This window comes from Erythrobacter sp. EC-HK427 (assembly GCF_902498745.1).
GTDB lineage: Bacteria > Pseudomonadota > Alphaproteobacteria > Sphingomonadales > Sphingomonadaceae > Alteraurantiacibacter.
The window spans coordinates 2,581,101-2,599,829 of record NZ_LR701479.1 but is presented as its reverse complement, the minus strand read 5'-3'; the positions used below and the strand labels follow the sequence as shown (position 1 = coordinate 2,599,829).

The following is an 18,729-nucleotide window of genomic DNA, read 5'->3' as shown; positions in this document are numbered from 1 at the left end:
CGCCCCCCGAACACCCTGTAGGCGCGCCTGAATCTATCGAGGTATTCCATGACGGCGCTATATGTTCGGGGCGGGCAGCCCCTTAAAGGCAAGATCGATCCATCGGCGAACAAGAACGCGGTTTTGCCGGTCCTCTGCGCGACCTTGCTGTCTGACGCGCCGATCATGCTGCGCAATGTGCCCGAAATCACCGATGTGCAGCGCATCTTCGCTTTCTTCACCGATCTCGGCACCACGATCGCGTGGGACAAGGCGGCAAAGACGCTGGAGATTGACCACTCGACCATATCCAGCAGCGCCAAGGCGACTTTGCCGCAGGCGATGCGCGCGTCGATCATGATGATCCCCGGCCTGCTCGCCCGTTTGGGCGAGGCCCGTCTGGAACATGAGGTGAAGGGCTGCACGCTGGGCGCGCGTGAAATCGATCCGCACGTGCAGGTGTTCAAGGCTTTCGGGGCGGACGTTTCCTACGAAGGCAAGGACATCGTCTTCCGCAAAAGCACGAAGGGCGAAGGTACGCGGATGTGGCTGGAATATGCCTCCGTCACCACGACCGAGAATTTCATCATCAGCGCGCTGGCGTCCAAAGGCACAAGCCAGATCGTCAACGCCGCGTGCGAACCGCACGTGCAGGAAATGTGCACCTTCCTTGAAGCGATGGGCTGCACCATTCGCGGCAAGGGCACATCGATGGTGGGCGTCGATGGCTGCGACCGGTTCGAGCCGGTGGATTACACCTTTGTCGAGGATTTCCACGAGATCGCGACGTTCCTTGCGCTCGCCGCAGTGACGGGCGGGGACATCTCGGTGCGCAACACGCGGCCCGAAGACTTCATGCTTATCGACCGCACGTTCGAGAAATTCGGCGCCCATGTCGAACACAAGGATGGCTGGTCGCGCCTCAATGCGCCTGCCGAGCTGGTGGTGCAGCAGAATTTCACCTCGCACATCACCACCAAGGTGGAGGCCGCGCCGTGGCCCTATATCCCGGCAGATTTGCTGCCTATCTTTATCGCGCTGGGCGTGAAGGCGAAGGGCCAGACGATGTTCTGGAACAAGGTCTATGAAGGCGGGCTGACCTGGCACACCGAACTGAGCCTCTTCGGCGCGCATACATTGTTGTGCGATCCGCACCGACTGATCACCTTCGGCGGGGACAAGCTGCGCCCGGCCACTGTCACCAGCCCCTATATCATCCGCGTCGCCATCGCGATGCTGATGGTCGCGGCGAGCATCGATGGCGAAAGCACGATCCTCGACGCCGACCCGATCCGCCGCGCGCACCCGGATTTCGTGCCCAATATCGACAGCCTTGGCGTCGATGTGGAGTGGGCGGATTAGGGCGCGTTTGCGGCTTGGAGCGGTAGGGCGTCTGTCGCTCAGCGCTTACGAGGCATAGGCGGGGCAGTCCTGCGCCACCCCGAAGCAAAAGGGGCACTCCTTCCGGGATGCCCTCACTGCGCAAATGCTATCATTTTTAGCGATTACAGCTGCCCGAGCAGGTGCTCCGCGCTGGAGACGCCGAATTCGCCCGGACCCTCGACATTCAGCTGGGTGACGACACCGTCTTCCACCAGCATCGAATAGCGGTTCGAGCGGGTGCCCATGCCATAGGCGGAGAAGTCCGCATCGAGGCCCAGTGCCTTGGCGAAGGTGGCGCTACCATCGGCGAGCATCTTGATATCGTCCGATCCGGCGGCCTGCTTCCATGCGTTCATTACGAAAGCATCGTTCACCGACGTGCAGGCGATCTCGTCAATGCCCCTGGCTTTCAGCTCGGCGGCCTTTTCAACAAAACCCGGCAAGTGCTTGGCCGAACAGGTCGGGGTGAACGCGCCGGGGACGGCGAACAGGGCGACCTTCTTGCCGGCGAAAAACTCGCTTGCCTGCATCTGGTTGGGGCCGTCGCTGGTGGCGTGCACCAGAGTGACGTCGGGCAGTTTTTCACCTTTGGAAATGGGCATTTGTTAACCTCCATGGACCTGAATTTTCATACAGATAGAAATGTAACGCCGGATCGCAAGATGGTTTCCGGCAACCATTCTCATTTTGGGACGCTCAAATGCTGCCATAGGAGGGCTTTACGCTTCGCCCCCGCACGCCTATGGCGCAGCGCAACAAGCGCGCTGCACGGAGCCCCGGCAGTGCTTCACCCCGAAGACTTGCAGGAGCAGCCCGTGGCCGACGCCGCTTTCACCGACTACATCATCAAGGATATTGCGCTCGCCGATTATGGCCGTGCGGAAATCAACATTGCCGAAACAGAAATGCCCGGTCTGATGGCGACCCGCGCGGAATTTGGCGACGCCAAGCCGCTTGCAGGCGCGCGCATCACCGGCTCGCTCCACATGACCATCCAGACCGCCGTGCTGATTGAAACGCTGGTGGAACTTGGCGCGGACGTGCGCTGGGCAACCTGTAACATCTTCTCGACACAGGATCATGCTGCCGCTGCTATCGCTGCCAAGAACATTCCGGTGTTCGCAGTGAAGGGCGAAAGCCTTGCTGAATATTGGGACTATGTCGGAAGCATCTTCGACTGGGAAAATGACGGTGAGGGCACGACCGCGAACCTGATCCTCGACGATGGCGGCGACGCCACCATGTTCGCGCTGTGGGGCGCCCGCATCGAAGCCGGCGAGGAAATGCCCGCGCCGACCAATGCCGAAGAAATCGAAATGCAGCGCGCGCTCAAGGCCTTCATCGCCAAGAAGCCGGGTTATCTGACCGAGACGGTGAAGAACCTGAAGGGCGTTTCGGAAGAAACCACCACCGGCGTGCATCGCCTCTATCACATCGCCAAGCAGGGCAAGCTGCCGTTCCCCGCGATCAATGTGAATGACAGTGTCACCAAGTCGAAGTTCGACAATCTGTATGGCTGCCGCGAATCGCTGGTCGACGCGATCCGCCGCGCGACCGACGTCATGCTGTCGGGCAAGGTTGCCTTTGTGGCCGGTTACGGTGACGTGGGTAAGGGCTCGGCGCAGTCGCTGCGCGATGGCGGCGCGCGCGTGCTGGTGAGCGAAATCGATCCAATCTGCGCGCTGCAGGCAGCGATGGAAGGTTTTGAAGTCACCACGCTGGAAGACGCTGTTACCCGTGCCGACATTTTCGTCACCACCACCGGCAATGAGGACGTCATCACCGCCGATCACATGAAGGCGATGAAGCCGATGTCGATCGTCTGCAATATCGGCCATTTCGACAGCGAGATCCAGATCAGCGCGCTGTCCAACTACGAGTGGACCGAACTCAAGCCCGGCACCGATCTGGTGCGCTTCCCCGATGGCAAGCAGATCATCGTGCTGGCCAAGGGTCGTCTGGTGAACCTCGCTTGCGCCACCGGCCACCCGAGCTTTGTGATGAGCTGTTCCTTCACCAATCAGGTGCTGGCGCAGATGGAACTGTGGACCAATGCCGCGCAGTACCAGAACGATGTGTATGTGCTGCCCAAGCATCTCGACGAGAAGGTTGCCGCGCTGCATCTGGAAAAGCTGGGTGTGAAGCTGACCAAGCTGAGCCAGCAGCAGGCCGATTACATCGGCGTGCCGGTGGAAGGCCCGTTCAAGCCGGAACACTACCGCTACTGATCCGTGGTTCTCCCCTCCCGTTCATGGGAGGGGAGACACCCATTCTGGCCATTGCATCGCAGGCCGCGCTCCCATAGCTGATGGCTTATGCAATTGACCCCCACCGCGCTGGCTTTGCTGGGCCTGCTTCTTGCCGCGTGGACGCTTGGTGCCGCGTGGCTGGTGGTCGGCTCGCTCAAGCGGGCGCGGGCGGCAAAGACGGCGCGCACCACGATGCGCCGCCTGTCCAAAATGATCGACGATTCCCCGGCGATTCCCTTGCTTGTCAAAGGCGATGGCAAGATCGAAGGGCCAGACCGGCTCGGCGCGTGGCTGGGGCTGGGCGGGCTTCCCGGCTTCCTCAGCGAGCTTGACGGCGGAACAACCGGGCTGACCGAAAGCGATCTCGATCAATTGCACGAAGCGGTGCGCCGCACGCAAAAGACCGCCGCACCTTTCCGCATGATGGTGACCCCGCGCGGTTCCGAAAAGACGCTGGCGGTGCGCGGCCAGCTGGCCAATCCGGCGATTGCCAGCGGCGGAGCGGCATTGCTCTGGTGGTTCGACTTTTCCGAAAGCCAGGGTGAGCTGTCCAAGCTGCGCTCGGAAACCGCGCGGGCGCGCAATGATTTTGCCGCGCTTGTTGGGCTGATCGAGGCTGCGCCCATGCCCATGTGGTTCCGCGGGCCAGACCAGCAATTGCGGCTCGTCAATTCCGCCTATGTTGCGGCGGTCGAGGCCCCGAGCGCGGCCAAGGTCGTCGAAAGCCAGATCGAGTTGGTCGAAACGGTGGACGGGCTGACAGCGGCGCAAATCGCTAAGCAGGCGAGCGAGCGCGATACGCCGATCGAGCGAATTGTGCAGGCGACCGTTGGGAGCCAGCGCCGGACATTGCGGGTCAGCGACTTGCCATTGGGCGCGGAGGGCGTCGCCGGATACGCCATCGATATCGAAGAGCTGGAAGAACAAACGCGCAAGCTGCGCGCCTTCCGCGCGGCGCAGCGGTCCATGCTCGATCAATTGTCTATCGGCGTGGCGCAATTTGACGAGGAGCGGCGGCTGACCTTCGCCAACCAGCCCTTCCAGCGCATTTTCGCGCTCCCCAGCAGCGCGCAGATCGATAATCCTGCCTTTGAACGCTTCCTGGACATGGCGCGGGACAAGGCGCGTCTGCCCGAAGTGCGTGATTTCCCCGAATGGCGCGGACAGCTTGCGGCATGGTTCCAGGCCGATGCTCCGGCAGAGGATGCGTGGACGCTGCCCGATGGTACGCATTTGCGCATTATCGCGCAGCCCATGCCCGATGGCGGGCTGGTGCTGGTGGCAGAAGATCGATCCGAACAGCTCGCCCTCTCGGCGACGCGCGACACGCTGCTGCGCACCCGCACCGCCACTTTCGATTCGCTGTTCGAATCGCTTGCGGTGTTCGCTCCCGATGGCCGGATGCAGCTGTGGAACCGCAGCTTCCCCGCAATCTGGAGCATTCCCGAAGAATTTTTCGACGCGCACCCTCATGTCGACAAGCTGCTCGACCGGATTTCGAACCGCCTCGCGCGGCCCGCCCAGCGCAAGGCGATTGGCGAAGTCGTGCGCGCCGCCACACTCGACCGGAAGGAAAAGGGCGGGCGCGTGGTTATGTCGGACGGGCGTACGCTCGAATTTGCCGGCGTTCCGCTGCCCGATGGCAACGGCTTGCTCACGGTGATGGACGTGACCGATTCGACCAAGGCGGAAGAGGCCTTGCGCGAGCGGGCGTCGGCGCTGGAGGAAGCGGACGCGGTGAAGACGCGCTTCCTCGCCAATATGTCCTACGAATTCCGCACGCCGCTCACCTCCATCGGCGGATTTGCCGAATTGCTGCAATCGGGCGTTGCGGGTGAACTCTCCGCGCAGGGGCAGGATTACGTTGCCGCGATCCTATCCTCGGTAGAGCGGCTTTCAACGCAGATCGAAAGTGTGCTCGATCTGACCCAGAGCGAGGCGGGGCTGCTGCCGATTTCCAAGGAAGACATCGAGCTCTTCGGCTTTATGACGCAGCTGGTGCGCGCGCGCGAAGAGGCGATTGAGGCGAAGGCGATTACGCTCGATCTGCGCGGGGACAAGAGCGCGGGCAAGGTCTCAGGCGACCAGCGCCAGCTCGCCCGCGCCATCGGCAATCTGCTCGACAACGCCATTACCGCCGCGCCGGATAAAGGCCGTATCCTCGTGGCGATGACCCGACGCAAGTCGAGCGTCAAGATCATCATTTCGGATAATGGCGCGGGGATGAAACCGGGCGAACTTGCCCGCGCGCTCGATGGCTATCGCTTGCAAGCCAGCGAAGGGCGCGAAGGCAAGCGCGGGCTCGGCCTGCCGCTCGCACGGCAATTGATCGAAGCGCACGGCGGCAAGCTGGAAATCCAGTCCGAATGCGGCGCGGGGACAACTGCAACGGTGATTTTGCCGTGATCCTGCTGACAACCGGATACCCTGAGCTTGTCGAAGGGTTGCACTCCCTTTTCGGATTTCGTGCGAGGCCAAAGGAAAAAGCTGTCCTTCGACAGGCTCAGGACGGTCGGAGTTAGAGCTATGGAACTCTACTTGCCTGATCTCGCCGCAATGTCCGCCTACGGCCAGCGCATTGCCGCAAAGCTCCGCGCGGGGGATGTGGTGGCGCTGTCAGGAACGCTGGGAACGGGCAAGACCACGCTCTGCCGCGCGATCCTCGCGGCATTGGGGCATGGGGGCGAGGTTCCGTCGCCAACCTTCACCATTATCGAAACCTACGATCATCTGCGCCCACCGGTGATCCATGCCGATTTCTACCGCTTGGAAGACCCGTCCGAAGTCGCAAATCTCGGGCTGGACGAATATCGCGAGGGTGCGGTGCTGCTGGCCGAGTGGCCGGACAATGCCGGTGGCTTCGCGCATGAACCCGCCTGTCTCGCTATCCATCTGGAAAGTGCGGAAGAGGGGCGCAAAGCAATTGTCACGGGCGGGGCGGACTGGCTAGAGCGGATGCCATGAACAGCGATTTGCCCGCGGGGCTTGAAGACTTTCTGAACCATGCGGGCTGGGGCGGGGCACAGATTTCCGCTCTGCCCGGCGATGCCAGTTTCCGCCGCTATTTCCGCATTGCCGATGGGGATCGCCGCGCCATGCTGATGGATGCACCGCCGCCAAACGAAGATCCGCGCCCGTTTCTCCATGTGGGCAAATGGCTCGACGCGCAGGGGCTGCGCGCACCCAAGATCTATGCCGAGAATCTCGACCGCGGCTTCGTGCTCATCGAGGATTTCGGGAATGACCGGATGCGCGACTGGCTGGACGACAATCCTTCCGAGGAGCGCCGCGCTTACACCGACGCCATCGATGCGTTGGTGGAACTGCACCAGCGCCCGCCGGGGCCGTTCGATCCCTATGCGATGGATGTTTACTTGCGCGAAGTCGCGCTATTCCCCGAATGGTTCTGCCCCGCCGCTGGGATTACCGTGGACGCCGGGAGCTATCTGGTTGCGTGGGAAGAGGCCTTGGGGCCGTTGCTGCTGCGCCAGCAACCCGGCGTCACCGTGCTGCGGGATTATCATGCGGAAAACATCATGCTGCTGGGGCCGCAGGGCGAATATTCGGGCGGGCAGGGACTGATCGACTTTCAGGACGCGCTGGTGGGGCACCGCGCCTATGACATCGTCTCGCTGTTGCAAGATGCACGGCGCGATGTGTCGGAGGAACTGGAAGGCGCGATGCTGGAACATTACCGCTCGCGCATCGTCACCGATGCGGAGTTTGCCGCCGACTATGCCCGTTTGGGCGCGCAGCGGAACGCCAAGATTGTCGGCATATTTGCCCGCCTGTGGCAGCGTGACGGGAAACCGCGCTATCTCGCAATGATCCCGCGCGTCTGGGCGGCGATGGAGCGCGATCTGGCGCATCCCGCGCTTGTACCTGTGGCGCGCTGGTTCGATGCCAATGTCCCCGATACCATCCGCGCCAATCGCGGCGGAGGCTTGGGCGAATGACCCCGCTCGCTTCTGACACCGCGATGGTGCTCGCGGCAGGGATGGGCAAGCGGATGCGCCCGCTCACCGCGACGCAGCCCAAGCCGATGGTGCGGGTGGCGGGAAAGCCGCTGGTCGATCACACGCTGGACAGGCTGGCCGAGGCGGGCATCGCTAGGGCGGTGGTGAATGTGCATTACCTCGCCGAGCACCTCGAAGCCCATCTGCGCGAGCGCACAGCGCCTGCCATCACGATTTCGGACGAACGCGACGCGTTGCTGGAAACCGGCGGCGGTTTGATCCGCGCGCAGGAGCAACTGCCCGATCCGTTTTTCTGCCTGAACTCAGACAATATCTGGCTCGACGGGCCGCAGAACTGCTTTGCCGATCTCTCGCGCCTGTGGGATGCGGAGCGGATGGATGCGCTGCTGCTGCTCGTCCCGCACAAATCCGCGCATAATTTTGCCGGGCTGGGCGATTTCCATCTCGATGCCGCCGGGCTTGTGAGCCGCCGCAAGCCGCACCGCATCGCGCCGTTCATTTTTTCGGGCATCCAGCTGGTCGCCAAACGCCTGCTGCGCGATGCGCCCGAAGGCGCATTCTCCACCAATGTGCTGTGGAACCGCGCAATAGAAGAAGGTCGGCTGTTCGGCCTGCCGTTCACCGGCCAGTGGTTCGAAGTCGGCACGCCCGAGGCGATCCGGCCGACCGAGGAAGCGTTGAAGAATGTCTGAGGCCGCGCGGCCGAACCTCTATTCCATCGCCGCGCATCGCGGCTTTGCCGACGCGCTCGTCGCCGGATTGGTGCCCCGCTATTCGGAGCCCGATGTCGGGCTCGCCCGCCTGACGCTTCTGCTGCCCTCCGCCCGTGCGGCGCGCACGGTGTCGGAAGCCTTTGTCCGTCATGCAGGCGAGAGCGGCACGCAAGGCCTGCTGATGCCGCGCATGGTGCTGGCGGGTGATCTTGATCTCGACGAATCGCTGGGGCCGCTGTTCGATTCGCTGGGGGCCGGGGCCAGCATCAAACCTGCCGCCGACCCCATACGCCGCTGGCTCAAGCTGGCACAATTTGTGGGGGAAGCGGCGACGGCGCTGGGGCGCGAGCCAATGGGCGCGAACACCCGGCTGCGGCTCGGTTTCGAAATTGGAACAACTCTCGATCGCCTCCATGCCGAGGGCATCAATCCTCGCGAATTGCTCGGCGACCGGCTGCTCCATGTGCTGGAAAACAAGGCCGAGCATTGGAAGCAATCGACCAAGCTGTTCTACCTCGTGGCAGAACAATGGCGCGCCGAGTTGGAGGTGCGCGGCGAGCAGGACGCAGCGGTGCGGCGCAACGCGTTGTTCAAAGCCGCGGCAAAGCGGATGCGCGAGGCTCCCCCGCCAACGCCCTTTGTGGCGGCGGGCGTCACCAGCGCGGCACCGGCGCTTGCGAAACTGCTCCGGACAATTGCCGATTTGCCCAATGGCGCGGTGATCCTGCCCGATTTCGATCTTTCCTTGGATGATGCGACTTGGGAAGAGCTGGGCAGCGCGGGCGATGCCGATACGCCCTTCGCCAAAGGCGATGCGGTGACGCATCCGCAATATCACCTGAAGCTGCTGCTCAACCGCATGGGCGTGCGCCGCGATGAAGTGCGGCCGTGGCACCGCGCGGGCTTGGCAAAAGGGCCGCCCGAACGCAGCCATGCAATCTCCAGCCTGTTCCTGCCGCCCGAAGCGAGCAAGGTGTGGGTCGATCTGCCCGCCGAAAAGCGCCGCATGGCGGGCGTTCGCCTAATCGAGAGCGCCAATCCCGAAGCCGAGGCGCAGACGATTGCGCTGCTGGTGCGCGAGGCCTTGGAAACGCCCGAAAGGCGCGTTGCGGTGGTGACGCCTGATCGCGGGCTGGCCGGGCGCGTCACGCAGCATTTGCGGCGGTGGAATATTCAGGCGGACGATTCGGCAGGCAAGCCGCTCTCGCAAACGCCTGCGGGCCGCGTGCTGCTGCTGCTCGCCGAAGTCGCGGCAGAGGCGGCTGCGCCGGTGCCGCTGATGGCGCTGCTCGAACACCCGCTGGTCTCAGCGGGCGAGGGGCGGCGCGATTGGCTGCGTGCGGCGCGGGCGATGGAGCTCAAACTGCGCGGGCCGCGCAAAGCGCTGGGGCTGGATGCCCTGCGCGGACAGGCGGCGGCAGCAGGGGTAGAGGCGTGGTGGGACGGTGTTGCGGCCATCCTCGCCCCGCTGCTCGAAGCACCGGAGGAATTCGGCCTCGCCGAATGGCTCGATCTGCTGGCCGAGGCGGCAGAACGCTTGTGCGGCGATACCGTCTGGGCGCGCGAGGATGGCCGCGCACTTTCAGCCTTTGTCGAGGAACTGCGCCTGCACGCGCGCGATGTGCCCGTGGCGTTGGCGGCGGGTGATTTGCCCGTTGCCATGCGCGAGGCGATGGATCGCGTGGCGGTGCGCCCGCCTTATGGTGGCCATCCGCGCGTGGCGATTTACGGCCTGCTCGAAGCGCGCATGACCCGCGCCGAGCTGGTGATCTGCGCGGGCCTTAACGAAGGCACCTGGCCGCCGACTCCTTCGCCCGATCCGGTGCTTGCTACCGCGATCCTGCGCGCATTGGGCGTGCCCGGTGCAGATTTCCGCATCGGCCTTGCCTCGCACGATCTGGCGGGAGCTTTGGGCGCGCCCGAAGTCGTGCTCAGCCGCGCGCGGCGGGACGTCTCCGGCCCTGCGATAGCTTCGCGCTTCCTGCTGCGGGTGCGCGCTTTGCTCGGCGAGAAGATGAGCGGGGAGGCGAGCGATACCGGGGTGATCGCGCTGGCGCGCGCCATTGATGACGGGCGCGATTGGATTGCCGTACGGCATACGCAGCCCAAGCCGACACCTTCAGCGGAGCAACGCCCGAAAAAGATCAGCGTCACCGCGCTCGACCGGCTGCGGTCTGACCCTTACGCCTTCTACGCCGCCAAAATTCTCCGCTTGGAGGAGCTGCGCGGACTGGATGCCAATCCCGATCCGGCGTGGCAGGGCACGCTGGCGCATGACATTTTGGAGGACTGGCATTCGAGTAAGGGTAATCTCGCAGAGCTCATGGATAAGCATTTGCGCAAGATGTCCGCGCATCCTTCCGTCCGTGCATTGTGGCGGCCAAGGTTGCTGGCGGCGCTGCAATGGGTGGAGCAGACTTTGGCGGGTGATACTGCGCGCGAGCCGGTGAAATGGGAGGAATGGGGAGAGCTTGAGATCGACGGGGTGCGCGTCTTTGGCAAGGCTGACCGTGTGGATCGCCTCGCCGATGGCAGTTACGCCATTGTCGATTACAAGACCGGCCGCTCGCCGACCAAGAAGGAAGTCGAAAACGGCTACGCCCTGCAACTGGGCTCGCTCGGCCTGATCCTGCAGGATGGTTCGATCGACGGGCTGACAGGCGAGGCCACTTTGTTTGAGTATTGGAAGTTCGGCGCGAACAGCGAATCCCCGACGGGCTTCGGCAAGGTGGAATCGCCGCTAAAGCTGGGATCGCGTCAGGGCGGGATTTTGCCCGATGAATTTCTGCCCAAAACCGAACATTTCGTGCGCGAAGCCATCGCGCAGTGGCTGCAAGGCGATGCGCCCTTCACCGCGCGCCCCAATCCCGATGCGCCCGGCTTTTCCACCTACGACCAGCTGATGCGGTTGGAGGAATGGCAGATCGACGCGGAGGACGAAGCGTGAGCGGCACTGTCTATCCGCTAAAGGGCAGCCAGCGCGAGGCGGTGGAGCCGCAGGAGAACGTCTGGCTCTCCGCGAGCGCGGGCACCGGCAAGACGCAAGTGCTTTCTGCCCGCGTGTTGCGCTTGCTGCTGACCGAGGATGTGCGGCCCGAACAAATCCTCTGCCTCACCTTCACCAAGGCAGGCGCGGCGGAAATGGCCGAGCGCGTGAACGATGTTCTCGCCCGCTGGGTGCGGATGCCCGCCACCGAACTGTTCAAGGATTTGCGGGCCATCGGCGCAGAAGGCAGCGATGCGGAACTGGCGCGCGCGCGCAGCCTGTTTGCAAGTGTGCTCGATTGCCCCGGCGGCGGGCTGCGCATCGATACGATCCACGCCTTCGCGCAATGGCTGCTCTCCGCCTTTCCGGAGGAGGCAGAGCTGCTCCCCGGCACCCGCCCGATGGAAGACCGCGACCGCGATCTGCTGGCCGAACAAGTGCTGCGCGATTTGCTGCTCGAATGGGAAGCGGGCGATCCGGCGGCGGTGGCCGCGCTGGAGGAACTGTCACGCAATATGGCGCCTGACAAGGTTCGCGGATGGCTGCTGCGCTGCGCCAAGGCGCGCGAGGCGTGGGAAGGGCCGGGCGGATGGCAGTCACCGATGCGCGACCGTGTGCTGCGCCTGCTGGGCTTGCCTGCTGAAGCGACGATGGAGAGCCTGTCCGCGTGCTGCGCTGACGATACGCCTGCCATCGCCAGCGTGCGGCAAGCGATGTGGGCCTTTCACGAATGGGGAACGCCTACCGGTCAGAAGATTGCCGAGGCGGTGGGAGGATGGCTGCTCGGCACGCCGCAACAGCGGTTCGAGAAAATCAGCGACGTGATGGGTGAGCTGTTCAACAAAGAGGGGGTTTTCAAGAACCTCAACAATCTCTCAAAGAAGGTCGAGAATGCAAAGGCGATCGGAGAGGAAGCACACGCTTGGCTGACCCAAGTCGCTGATCAGGCGGTGCTCTTCGAACTCGCGCAATTCCTCACCCCCGCGCTCGAAACCGGGCGCAAATTCGCCATGGCGTGGCAGGCGGCGAAGGCGCGCGAGGGGTTTGTCGACTTTGACGATCTCATCCACCGCGCCGCCGCTCTGCTCACCAAAGCGGAAATGTCTGACTGGATCCGCTACAAGCTCGACCGCGAATTTGATCACATTCTGGTAGACGAGGCGCAGGACACCAACGCGCAGCAATGGGAGATCATTGGCGCGCTGACCGATGATTTCTTCTCGGGCGAGGGGCAGAAGGGCAACCGCCAGCGCACGATCTTCGTGGTGGGCGATTACAAGCAGGCGATTTTCGGCTTTCAGGGCACCAGTCCGCAAAATTTCGCGCAGGCGCAGAAACGCTATGCCGAATTGCTGCGGACGCGGAAGGAAAACTGGGCGCGGGGGCGCGACGCCATCACTGTGAACGAGCTACGCGCGCTCGATCTCGGCCGCTCGTTCCGCACCGCGCAGCCGATCCTCGAATTTGTTGACCACGCGATTGCTGCCATTGGCCATGATGCCTTGGGGTTGGATGCGAATGCACCGCCACATGAGGGCGAGGATCGCGCAGGGATCGTGCGGCTATGGCAACCCGTTCCCGCTCAGGGCGGCGAGGCTTCCGATGACGAAGCGGAAGACGGCAGCGACTTCCGCCTCACCCCCTCCGAACGGCGCATGGCGGACGGAATTGCCAAGGAAATCAGACGCTGGCTCGATGAAGGCTTCCCGCTCGAAAAGGGCAAGCACCGCAACGCGACGCCGGGCGACATCATGATCCTTGTGCGCAAGCGCGGCGAGCTGGTGAACCCGATTGTCGCCCGCCTCCACGCCCGCGGTGTGCCGGTGGCCGGCGTAGACCGCCTGCGTCTGGGCGCGCCGCTGGCGGTGAAGGATCTGATGGCGGCGCTGCGCTTTGCCGCGCAGCCATTGGACGATCTGTCGCTTGCTAACCTGCTGGTTTCGCCCATTTTCGGTTGGTCGCAGGAGCAATTGCTCGAACACGGCTACCGGCCCGACAAGCGATGGCTGTGGGAGCATTTGCGCGGGTCGGACGATCCCTTTGTCGGGCGCACGGTTGCGGCCTTGCGCGACCTGCTGGCGCTGGCGGATTTCGAACCGCCACAGGCTTTGCTCCACTGGATGCTCACCGGCCCGTGGCGCGCGCGCGCGAAGCTGGTCGCGCGCCTTGGCAGCGAAGTGAACGATCCTATCGACGAGCTGCTCAACGCCGCGCTGCAATTCTCCGCCAGCCACACGCCGAGCCTGCAAGGCTTCATCCGCTGGTTCGATGCCGGGGACGGCGAATTGAAGCGCGAGGCCGAGGGGGCTGGTGGTCTGGTGCGGGTGATGACGGTGCATGGCTCCAAAGGCTTGCAAGCGCCCATCGTTATTCTGGCGGATGCTTGCGTTGATCCCGATGCGTCGAAAGCGCGCGATCTGGCGCTGGTTGAGGAGACCGTTGGCGATGGGCCGGAACGCGAAATCCCGATCATCGCATCGCGCAAGGAACAGCGCGTCGGCCGGATTGGCGAAGTCGAGGCGGCACAGCTGGCGGCGGACAAGGAAGAGCATTGGCGGTTGCTCTATGTTGCCATGACGCGGGCCGAGGAGGCGCTGTTTATCGGCGGCGCGCTCAATCAGAAGAGCAAGGACGGGCCGAAGCCCGACAGCTGGTTCGCGCGGCTTGAACCGCTATTTGACGGGGACTGGCTGGCTGGCGGGCCGTTCGGTGCCTACAAGCAATTGGGCCGGATGGCCGCGCCGGTGGTGGAAACCGGGAGGGTTATCGAGGGCCAACGCCTGCCCTTGCCCGATTGGGCCGTCACCCCCATCGGTGCGGAACCGCGCCCGCCGCGTCCGCTCGCGCCTTCGGGCGGGATTGAGGACAGCAGCGCTGATCCCCCGCTCCCCAGCGCGGAAGCAGCGGCGGCAGCGCGGCGCGGGGTTCTGATCCACGCGCTGCTCGAACGGCTGCCCGATGTGCCGGTGGAGCTGCGCGATGCTGGCGGGCGTGCATGGCTCGCGCGGCATGGCGAGGGGTTGGACGAAAGCGAGCGGGCAGACATCCTCGCGCGGGCCATCGCGGTGCTGGAGCATCCCGATTGGCGCGATCTGTTCTCGCCCGGCGCGCTTCCCGAAGTCCCGCTGGCGGCGACTGTGGGCACGCAAGTGATCGCGGGCACGGCAGACCGCCTGCTGGTGCGTGACGACAGTGTGCTGGTGGTCGATTACAAAACCGCGCGACGCCCCCCGCAATCGCTGGCGCAGATTCCGCCTGCCACCTTGCGGCAGATGGCGGCCTATGTGGCGGCTTTGCAGGTGATCTATCCCGGGCGGACGGTGTCGGCGGCGGTGCTTTATACCCAGACGCCGCGCTTGTTCGCGCTCCCCGCAGAAATGCTCGCCGCGCACGCGCCGGGCGAAACCGGAAGCGCGGCGTAGGCGAATTGGGGAAGACCCAAGGAAAGCTATCGCGCCAAACGCGTTGCCTTACTAACGAACGCACCTAAATGGTGTGCGAGACGAAATCAGGAGAAGCCGAGATGGCCACTATTGCAGTTACCGATGACAGTTTCCAGGCTGATGTGCTCGATGCCGAAAAGCCCGTGCTGGTGGATTTCTGGGCCGAATGGTGCGGCCCGTGCAAGATGATCGCGCCCGCGCTGGAAGAGATTTCGGAAGAGCTGGCCGACAAGCTGACCATCGCCAAGATGGACATCACCGATAACCCCGAAGTTCCGGGCAAGATGGGGGTGCAGTCGATTCCCTTCCTGGTGCTGTTCAAGAACGGCCAACCGGTGGCCCAGCAGGCGGGTGCCGCGCCCAAGAACGCGCTCAAGGGCTGGATCGAAAGCGTGCTGTGATCAGGAGTGGCCGAGCGCGTTCAGCCGCTCGGCCATGTCCGCCCAGAGCGCGGGCGACGCTGCGCCGATCAGGCCTTTGCGTTCCCATTCGTCCACGCGGTAGGGGGAACCATCGAGGCGCGCGACTTTGCCACCAGCTTCGTTGAGCCAGAGCGCGCCAGCGGCATGATCCCACGCCAGCGTGCGTTCGAAAATCGAGACGTCGTTCACGCCAAGGCCAAGGCGGGGATATTGCTCCGCCGCACACCACGGAATATCCACCAGCGTGTAATGCGGCGCGATATGCGTCTTCATCGCTTCACGCTGGGATTCGTCCATGAAGGCGAGCGAGATTGCGGCCACGGGCGGCGCATGACCTGTTGCCTGTGCGGTGACTTTCTCATCGCCGATAAACGCGCCCTTGCCCTTGTGCGCGATGCAGAGCCGTTCGGTCAGGCAGTCATAGATCCACCCCGTATGCGCCTCGCCGCCGCTGGCCATGGCGATGAGAATGCCGAAGGGTGGCTTGCCGGAAGCGAAGTTGCGGGTGCCGTCGATGGGGTCGACAATCCAGCAATCGGCTTTCAGGTTCTCCAGCGCCGAGGGATCGGCATGAACCTGCTCCTCGCCCACGAAAGCGAGGCCGGGGATGATCTTGTCGAGCCCTTCGCGCAGCATCGTCTCGGCTTCGCGGTCGGCGATGGTGACTGGATCATTGCCGCCTTTGTCCTCGATCTCGCCAGCGGTGAGGTTACGATAGCGCGGCAGGATGGCCTTTTCAGTGACGGTGTGCAGCAGCGTTTCGATAGCGCGGTGGAAGGCCATTATGTCGCTCACGAGCGATAATCCGCATTGATGCTGATATAGCCGTGGGTGAGATCGCACGTCCAAACGGTGGCGCGGCCATTACCGATGCCGAGATCGACAGTGATGTCGACTTCGTCGCCCGCCAGATGCGCCGCCACAGGAGCTTCGTCAAAGCCTTCGACAGGCAAGCCGTTGCGCGCCGTCCAATGCCCGCCAAAAGCGATGGAGAGCGTGTCGCGGTCGGCAGGCTCGCCCGCTTTGCCTACCGCCATAACCACGCGGCCCCAATTCGCATCGCCCCCTGCAATCGCGGTTTTGACCAGCGGCGAATTGGCGATGGCGAGGCCGACGCGCCGCGCGCTGTCATCGCTCGCTGCGCCCGACACACTCACGGAAATAAACTTGCTCGCCCCTTCGCCGTCGCGCACCACCAGATGCGCGAGCTGGCGGCAAACATCCTCCAGCGCGGCCATCAAGGCGTCGGCTCCGCCGTCATCGAACGAGGCGAGCGGCGCGTTACCCGCTTTTCCGGTGGCGAAGGCCAGCACCGTGTCGCTGGTCGAGGTGTCGCTATCCACCGTGATGCAGGAATAGCTGCGGCTGTTCGCGGCAGAGAGGCATTCTTGCAGGAAAGCAGGCTCCACCGCCGCATCGGTGAAGATATAGCCGAGCATCGTCGCCATATCGGGCGCGATCATGCCGCTGCCTTTGATAATGCCGTTGAGCGTGACTTTGGTCTCACCAATCATCGCCGTGGCGGTCGCTCCCTTGGTGAAGGTGTCGGTGGTGCCGATGGCGGCGGCGGCTTGCTCCCACGAGCACGGTTCGGCCTGTAAGGCGCTCGCTACGCCCGCTTGCGCGATATCTTTGGGCAAGGGCACTCCTATCACGCCGGTGGAGGACACCAGCACTTCACCCGGCCCGCAGCCAAGATGCGCGGCCACTTGCGCGGTAATCTGCTCCACCGCCTCGCGCCCGCGATAACCGGTGAAAGCATTGGAATTGCCCGCATTGACGATTAGCGCCCGCGCGCGGCCCGCCGCCACACTTTCGCGCCCCATTTCGACTTCGGTCGAGCAGCAGACATTGCGCGTGAACACACCTGCCAGCGCGGTGCCCTCGGCCAGCTCGGCATAGGTCAGATCAGAACGATCCCATGCCTTGTATCCCGCCCGCACTGTGCGCAGCGTCACGCCCTCAATCGGCGACATATCGGGGAAGGGCAGGGCGAGCGGGGAGCGCGGGATATCCATCGCTTGGCGCTCTATTGCGCCGGACTATGGCTCGCAAGTATCTTGGCGCATCAGGCCGTCGCGGCCTGCACGGTCTTGCCTTTGGATGATGCAGCGCCGGCCCGCGGTTCGAGCCTGTTCGCCACCACCAGCGCCAAGGCTGGCGCGACGATGATCGAGAAAGTCACTGGCGCGATAATGTCCTCCAAGCGGCCAGCCAGCCAGAGCACCGGCATATGCGTTGCATACAGCGGGTAGGATATGCGACCAAGCTCGGCGCAGGATCGCTCAAACGCCTGTGGCAGTGTCGCGCCGATGGCCAGCACGAACAGCGCGGGGAAGAGAACGACGCTCACCACGATGTCGCCAAGCGCATCGTCGATTTTGAAGACGTCCAGCGCCGCAATGAACAGCAGGGGCAGGGTTAGCGCGGGCAGCCAGGCGATGCCGCCAAAGCGCGGCATTGATCCGGCGCGGTACCGGCGGGCGAGGGCGACGCCCAGCACATAGGCGAAGGCGACGCGCGGCAGGCCGAGCAGCCAGCCCTCGGCGGCAACGCCCGACGTGTTCGATCCATGAACCATGATCGCAGCAACCAGCAGCACGCCGCTCACAGCCGTCAGATACCACAAGGTTCTCTCCTTGAGGCGCACCAGCAGCAGGCCGTGGACAAGGTTGGCAAGCAATTCGAGCAGCAGCGACCAGTGCGGCGTGTTGAGCGGGTAGAGGACGCCCGACTGCCAGAATGCGGGCACCAGCGCCATCGCCAGCATGGTGCTCATAACGAGACCGCCAACCGGCACCTGGCCCAGCATCGCCGCACCGCCGAGCACGGCACCCAAGGCGATGACCGGCCAAAGGCGCCGCACGCGCGATGTCATGAACCTGCGCCAATCGGTCAATCGCGGCTCTGCAGCGAGTCCGAGGACGAAGCCGCTAAGCAGGAAGAAGAAATCGACGAAGAGATAGGATCGGCCCAGCGGCACCGACAGGCCGAATTGCGCCACCATATGATACACAAACACCGCCAGTGCTGCGATGCCGCGCAGGCCATCCAGCAGCGGCAACCGTGTCGAAATGGCAGCGTTGTTAGGTGCACCCGTCATGCGATGGAGGCTATGCGAAAAATGCTGACAAATGGCTAAGGCAGGCGGGACGCAGGTTTGCAGCAATCTTTGCCCCGCACGCAGTCGGCGCAGAATTTCGCCTTAGTAGTGGACGATTAAGCCGCGCGCGCCTATCTGACACGCCAGATGCTTCGCCAATTGCTCACCCTGCTTGCCGTTTTCTCGGGCTTCACGCTCGCGGCGGAGCCTGTGCAGGCGGCGCAAGGCGCGGTTGTCAGCGTGGCCGCAAGTGCAGCGGCGAGCGAGCAGCAGGCTGCCGGTTACACGCTTGGTGAGCAGCAACTTTCGGTTGCGGAAACGCTGCAAACACAGACCTTTGAGGCAGCCGAGCAGCGCTTCGCCATCCCGGCAGCGCCCAGCGTCCGTCTGCAGGCCGACCGCGCCCGCGAATAGCGCGCCGCGCTTTTCCCATCGCCAGAGATTCTCAGGCCGTGCCCGTGCCGCATGGCCGCA

General features: G+C 63.9%; 14 protein-coding genes. 10 read left to right on the top strand and 4 right to left on the bottom strand.

Features of this window, described 5'->3' with window-relative positions; genetic code table 11:
* The first annotated feature begins 48 nt into the window (after window positions 1–48).
* On the top strand, window positions 49–1,341 hold the full coding sequence (locus GC121_RS12740; RefSeq protein ID WP_151974920.1) for a UDP-N-acetylglucosamine 1-carboxyvinyltransferase: 1,293 nt from the start codon (window positions 49–51) through the stop codon (window positions 1,339–1,341).
* Between the two features lie 143 nt (window positions 1,342–1,484).
* Here GC121_RS12740 and GC121_RS12735 read toward each other — a convergent pair whose 3' ends face one another.
* Window positions 1,485–1,964 carry a peroxiredoxin gene (locus tag GC121_RS12735; RefSeq protein WP_151974918.1) on the bottom strand — a complete coding sequence of 160 codons (480 nt, stop codon included), beginning with the start codon at window positions 1,962–1,964 and terminating at the stop codon, window positions 1,485–1,487.
* 213 nt (window positions 1,965–2,177) lie between these two features.
* On the opposite strand from GC121_RS12735, the gene ahcY reads away from it, so the two are divergent.
* From ahcY to trxA, 8 genes are all read left to right on the top strand, one after another.
* On the top strand, window positions 2,178–3,590 hold the full coding sequence (gene ahcY / locus GC121_RS12730; RefSeq protein ID WP_234421242.1) for an adenosylhomocysteinase: 1,413 nt from the start codon (window positions 2,178–2,180) through the stop codon (window positions 3,588–3,590).
* A gap of 87 nt (window positions 3,591–3,677) precedes the next feature.
* Window positions 3,678–6,017 carry a PAS domain-containing sensor histidine kinase gene (locus GC121_RS12725; protein WP_151974914.1) on the top strand — a complete coding sequence of 780 codons (2,340 nt, stop codon included), beginning with the start codon at window positions 3,678–3,680 and terminating at the stop codon, window positions 6,015–6,017.
* A 120-nt stretch (window positions 6,018–6,137) separates the two neighbouring features.
* On the top strand, window positions 6,138–6,575 hold the full coding sequence (gene tsaE, locus GC121_RS12720) for a tRNA (adenosine(37)-N6)-threonylcarbamoyltransferase complex ATPase subunit type 1 TsaE (protein WP_151974913.1): 438 nt from the start codon (window positions 6,138–6,140) through the stop codon (window positions 6,573–6,575).
* A complete protein-coding gene (locus GC121_RS12715) occupies window positions 6,572–7,567 on the top strand; it encodes an aminoglycoside phosphotransferase family protein (protein WP_151974911.1) in 996 nt (331 codons plus the stop codon). The genes tsaE and GC121_RS12715 overlap by 4 nt, the downstream gene beginning before the upstream one ends.
* Complete coding sequence (locus GC121_RS12710; RefSeq protein WP_151974910.1) at window positions 7,564–8,280, top strand: nucleotidyltransferase family protein; 717 nt, start codon at window positions 7,564–7,566, stop codon at window positions 8,278–8,280. The genes GC121_RS12715 and GC121_RS12710 overlap by 4 nt, the downstream gene beginning before the upstream one ends.
* Window positions 8,273–11,248, top strand: coding sequence for a PD-(D/E)XK nuclease family protein (locus tag GC121_RS12705; protein WP_151974908.1), 2,976 nt, complete (start codon window positions 8,273–8,275; stop codon window positions 11,246–11,248). The genes GC121_RS12710 and GC121_RS12705 overlap by 8 nt, the downstream gene beginning before the upstream one ends.
* Entirely contained in the window at window positions 11,218–14,709 is a 3,492-nt protein-coding gene (gene addA, locus GC121_RS12700) for a double-strand break repair helicase AddA (RefSeq protein WP_151974906.1), read from the top strand. Before GC121_RS12705 ends, addA begins: the two co-directional genes overlap by 31 nt.
* A gap of 101 nt (window positions 14,710–14,810) precedes the next feature.
* Window positions 14,811–15,131: a thioredoxin gene (gene trxA / locus GC121_RS12695; RefSeq protein WP_151974903.1), complete on the top strand. Its 321-nt coding sequence runs from the start codon at window positions 14,811–14,813 to the stop codon at window positions 15,129–15,131.
* Here trxA and GC121_RS12690 read toward each other — a convergent pair whose 3' ends face one another.
* Genes GC121_RS12690 through GC121_RS12680 form a run of 3 tightly spaced genes read right to left on the bottom strand, consistent with a single transcriptional unit; the run spans window position 15,132 to window position 18,255 of the window.
* Window positions 15,132–15,935, bottom strand: coding sequence for an inositol monophosphatase family protein (locus GC121_RS12690; protein ID WP_151975734.1), 804 nt, complete (start codon window positions 15,933–15,935; stop codon window positions 15,132–15,134).
* 8 nt (window positions 15,936–15,943) lie between these two features.
* Complete coding sequence (gene argJ / locus GC121_RS12685) at window positions 15,944–17,170, bottom strand: bifunctional glutamate N-acetyltransferase/amino-acid acetyltransferase ArgJ (RefSeq protein WP_151974901.1); 1,227 nt, start codon at window positions 17,168–17,170, stop codon at window positions 15,944–15,946.
* 50 nt (window positions 17,171–17,220) lie between these two features.
* Entirely contained in the window at window positions 17,221–18,255 is a 1,035-nt protein-coding gene (locus tag GC121_RS12680) for an acyltransferase (protein WP_151974899.1), read from the bottom strand.
* A gap of 147 nt (window positions 18,256–18,402) precedes the next feature.
* Here GC121_RS12680 and GC121_RS12675 point away from each other — a divergent pair, with 147 nt between their 5' ends.
* Window positions 18,403–18,669: a hypothetical protein gene (locus tag GC121_RS12675; RefSeq protein ID WP_151974897.1), complete on the top strand. Its 267-nt coding sequence runs from the start codon at window positions 18,403–18,405 to the stop codon at window positions 18,667–18,669.
* Window positions 18,670–18,729: the final 60 nt, after the last annotated feature.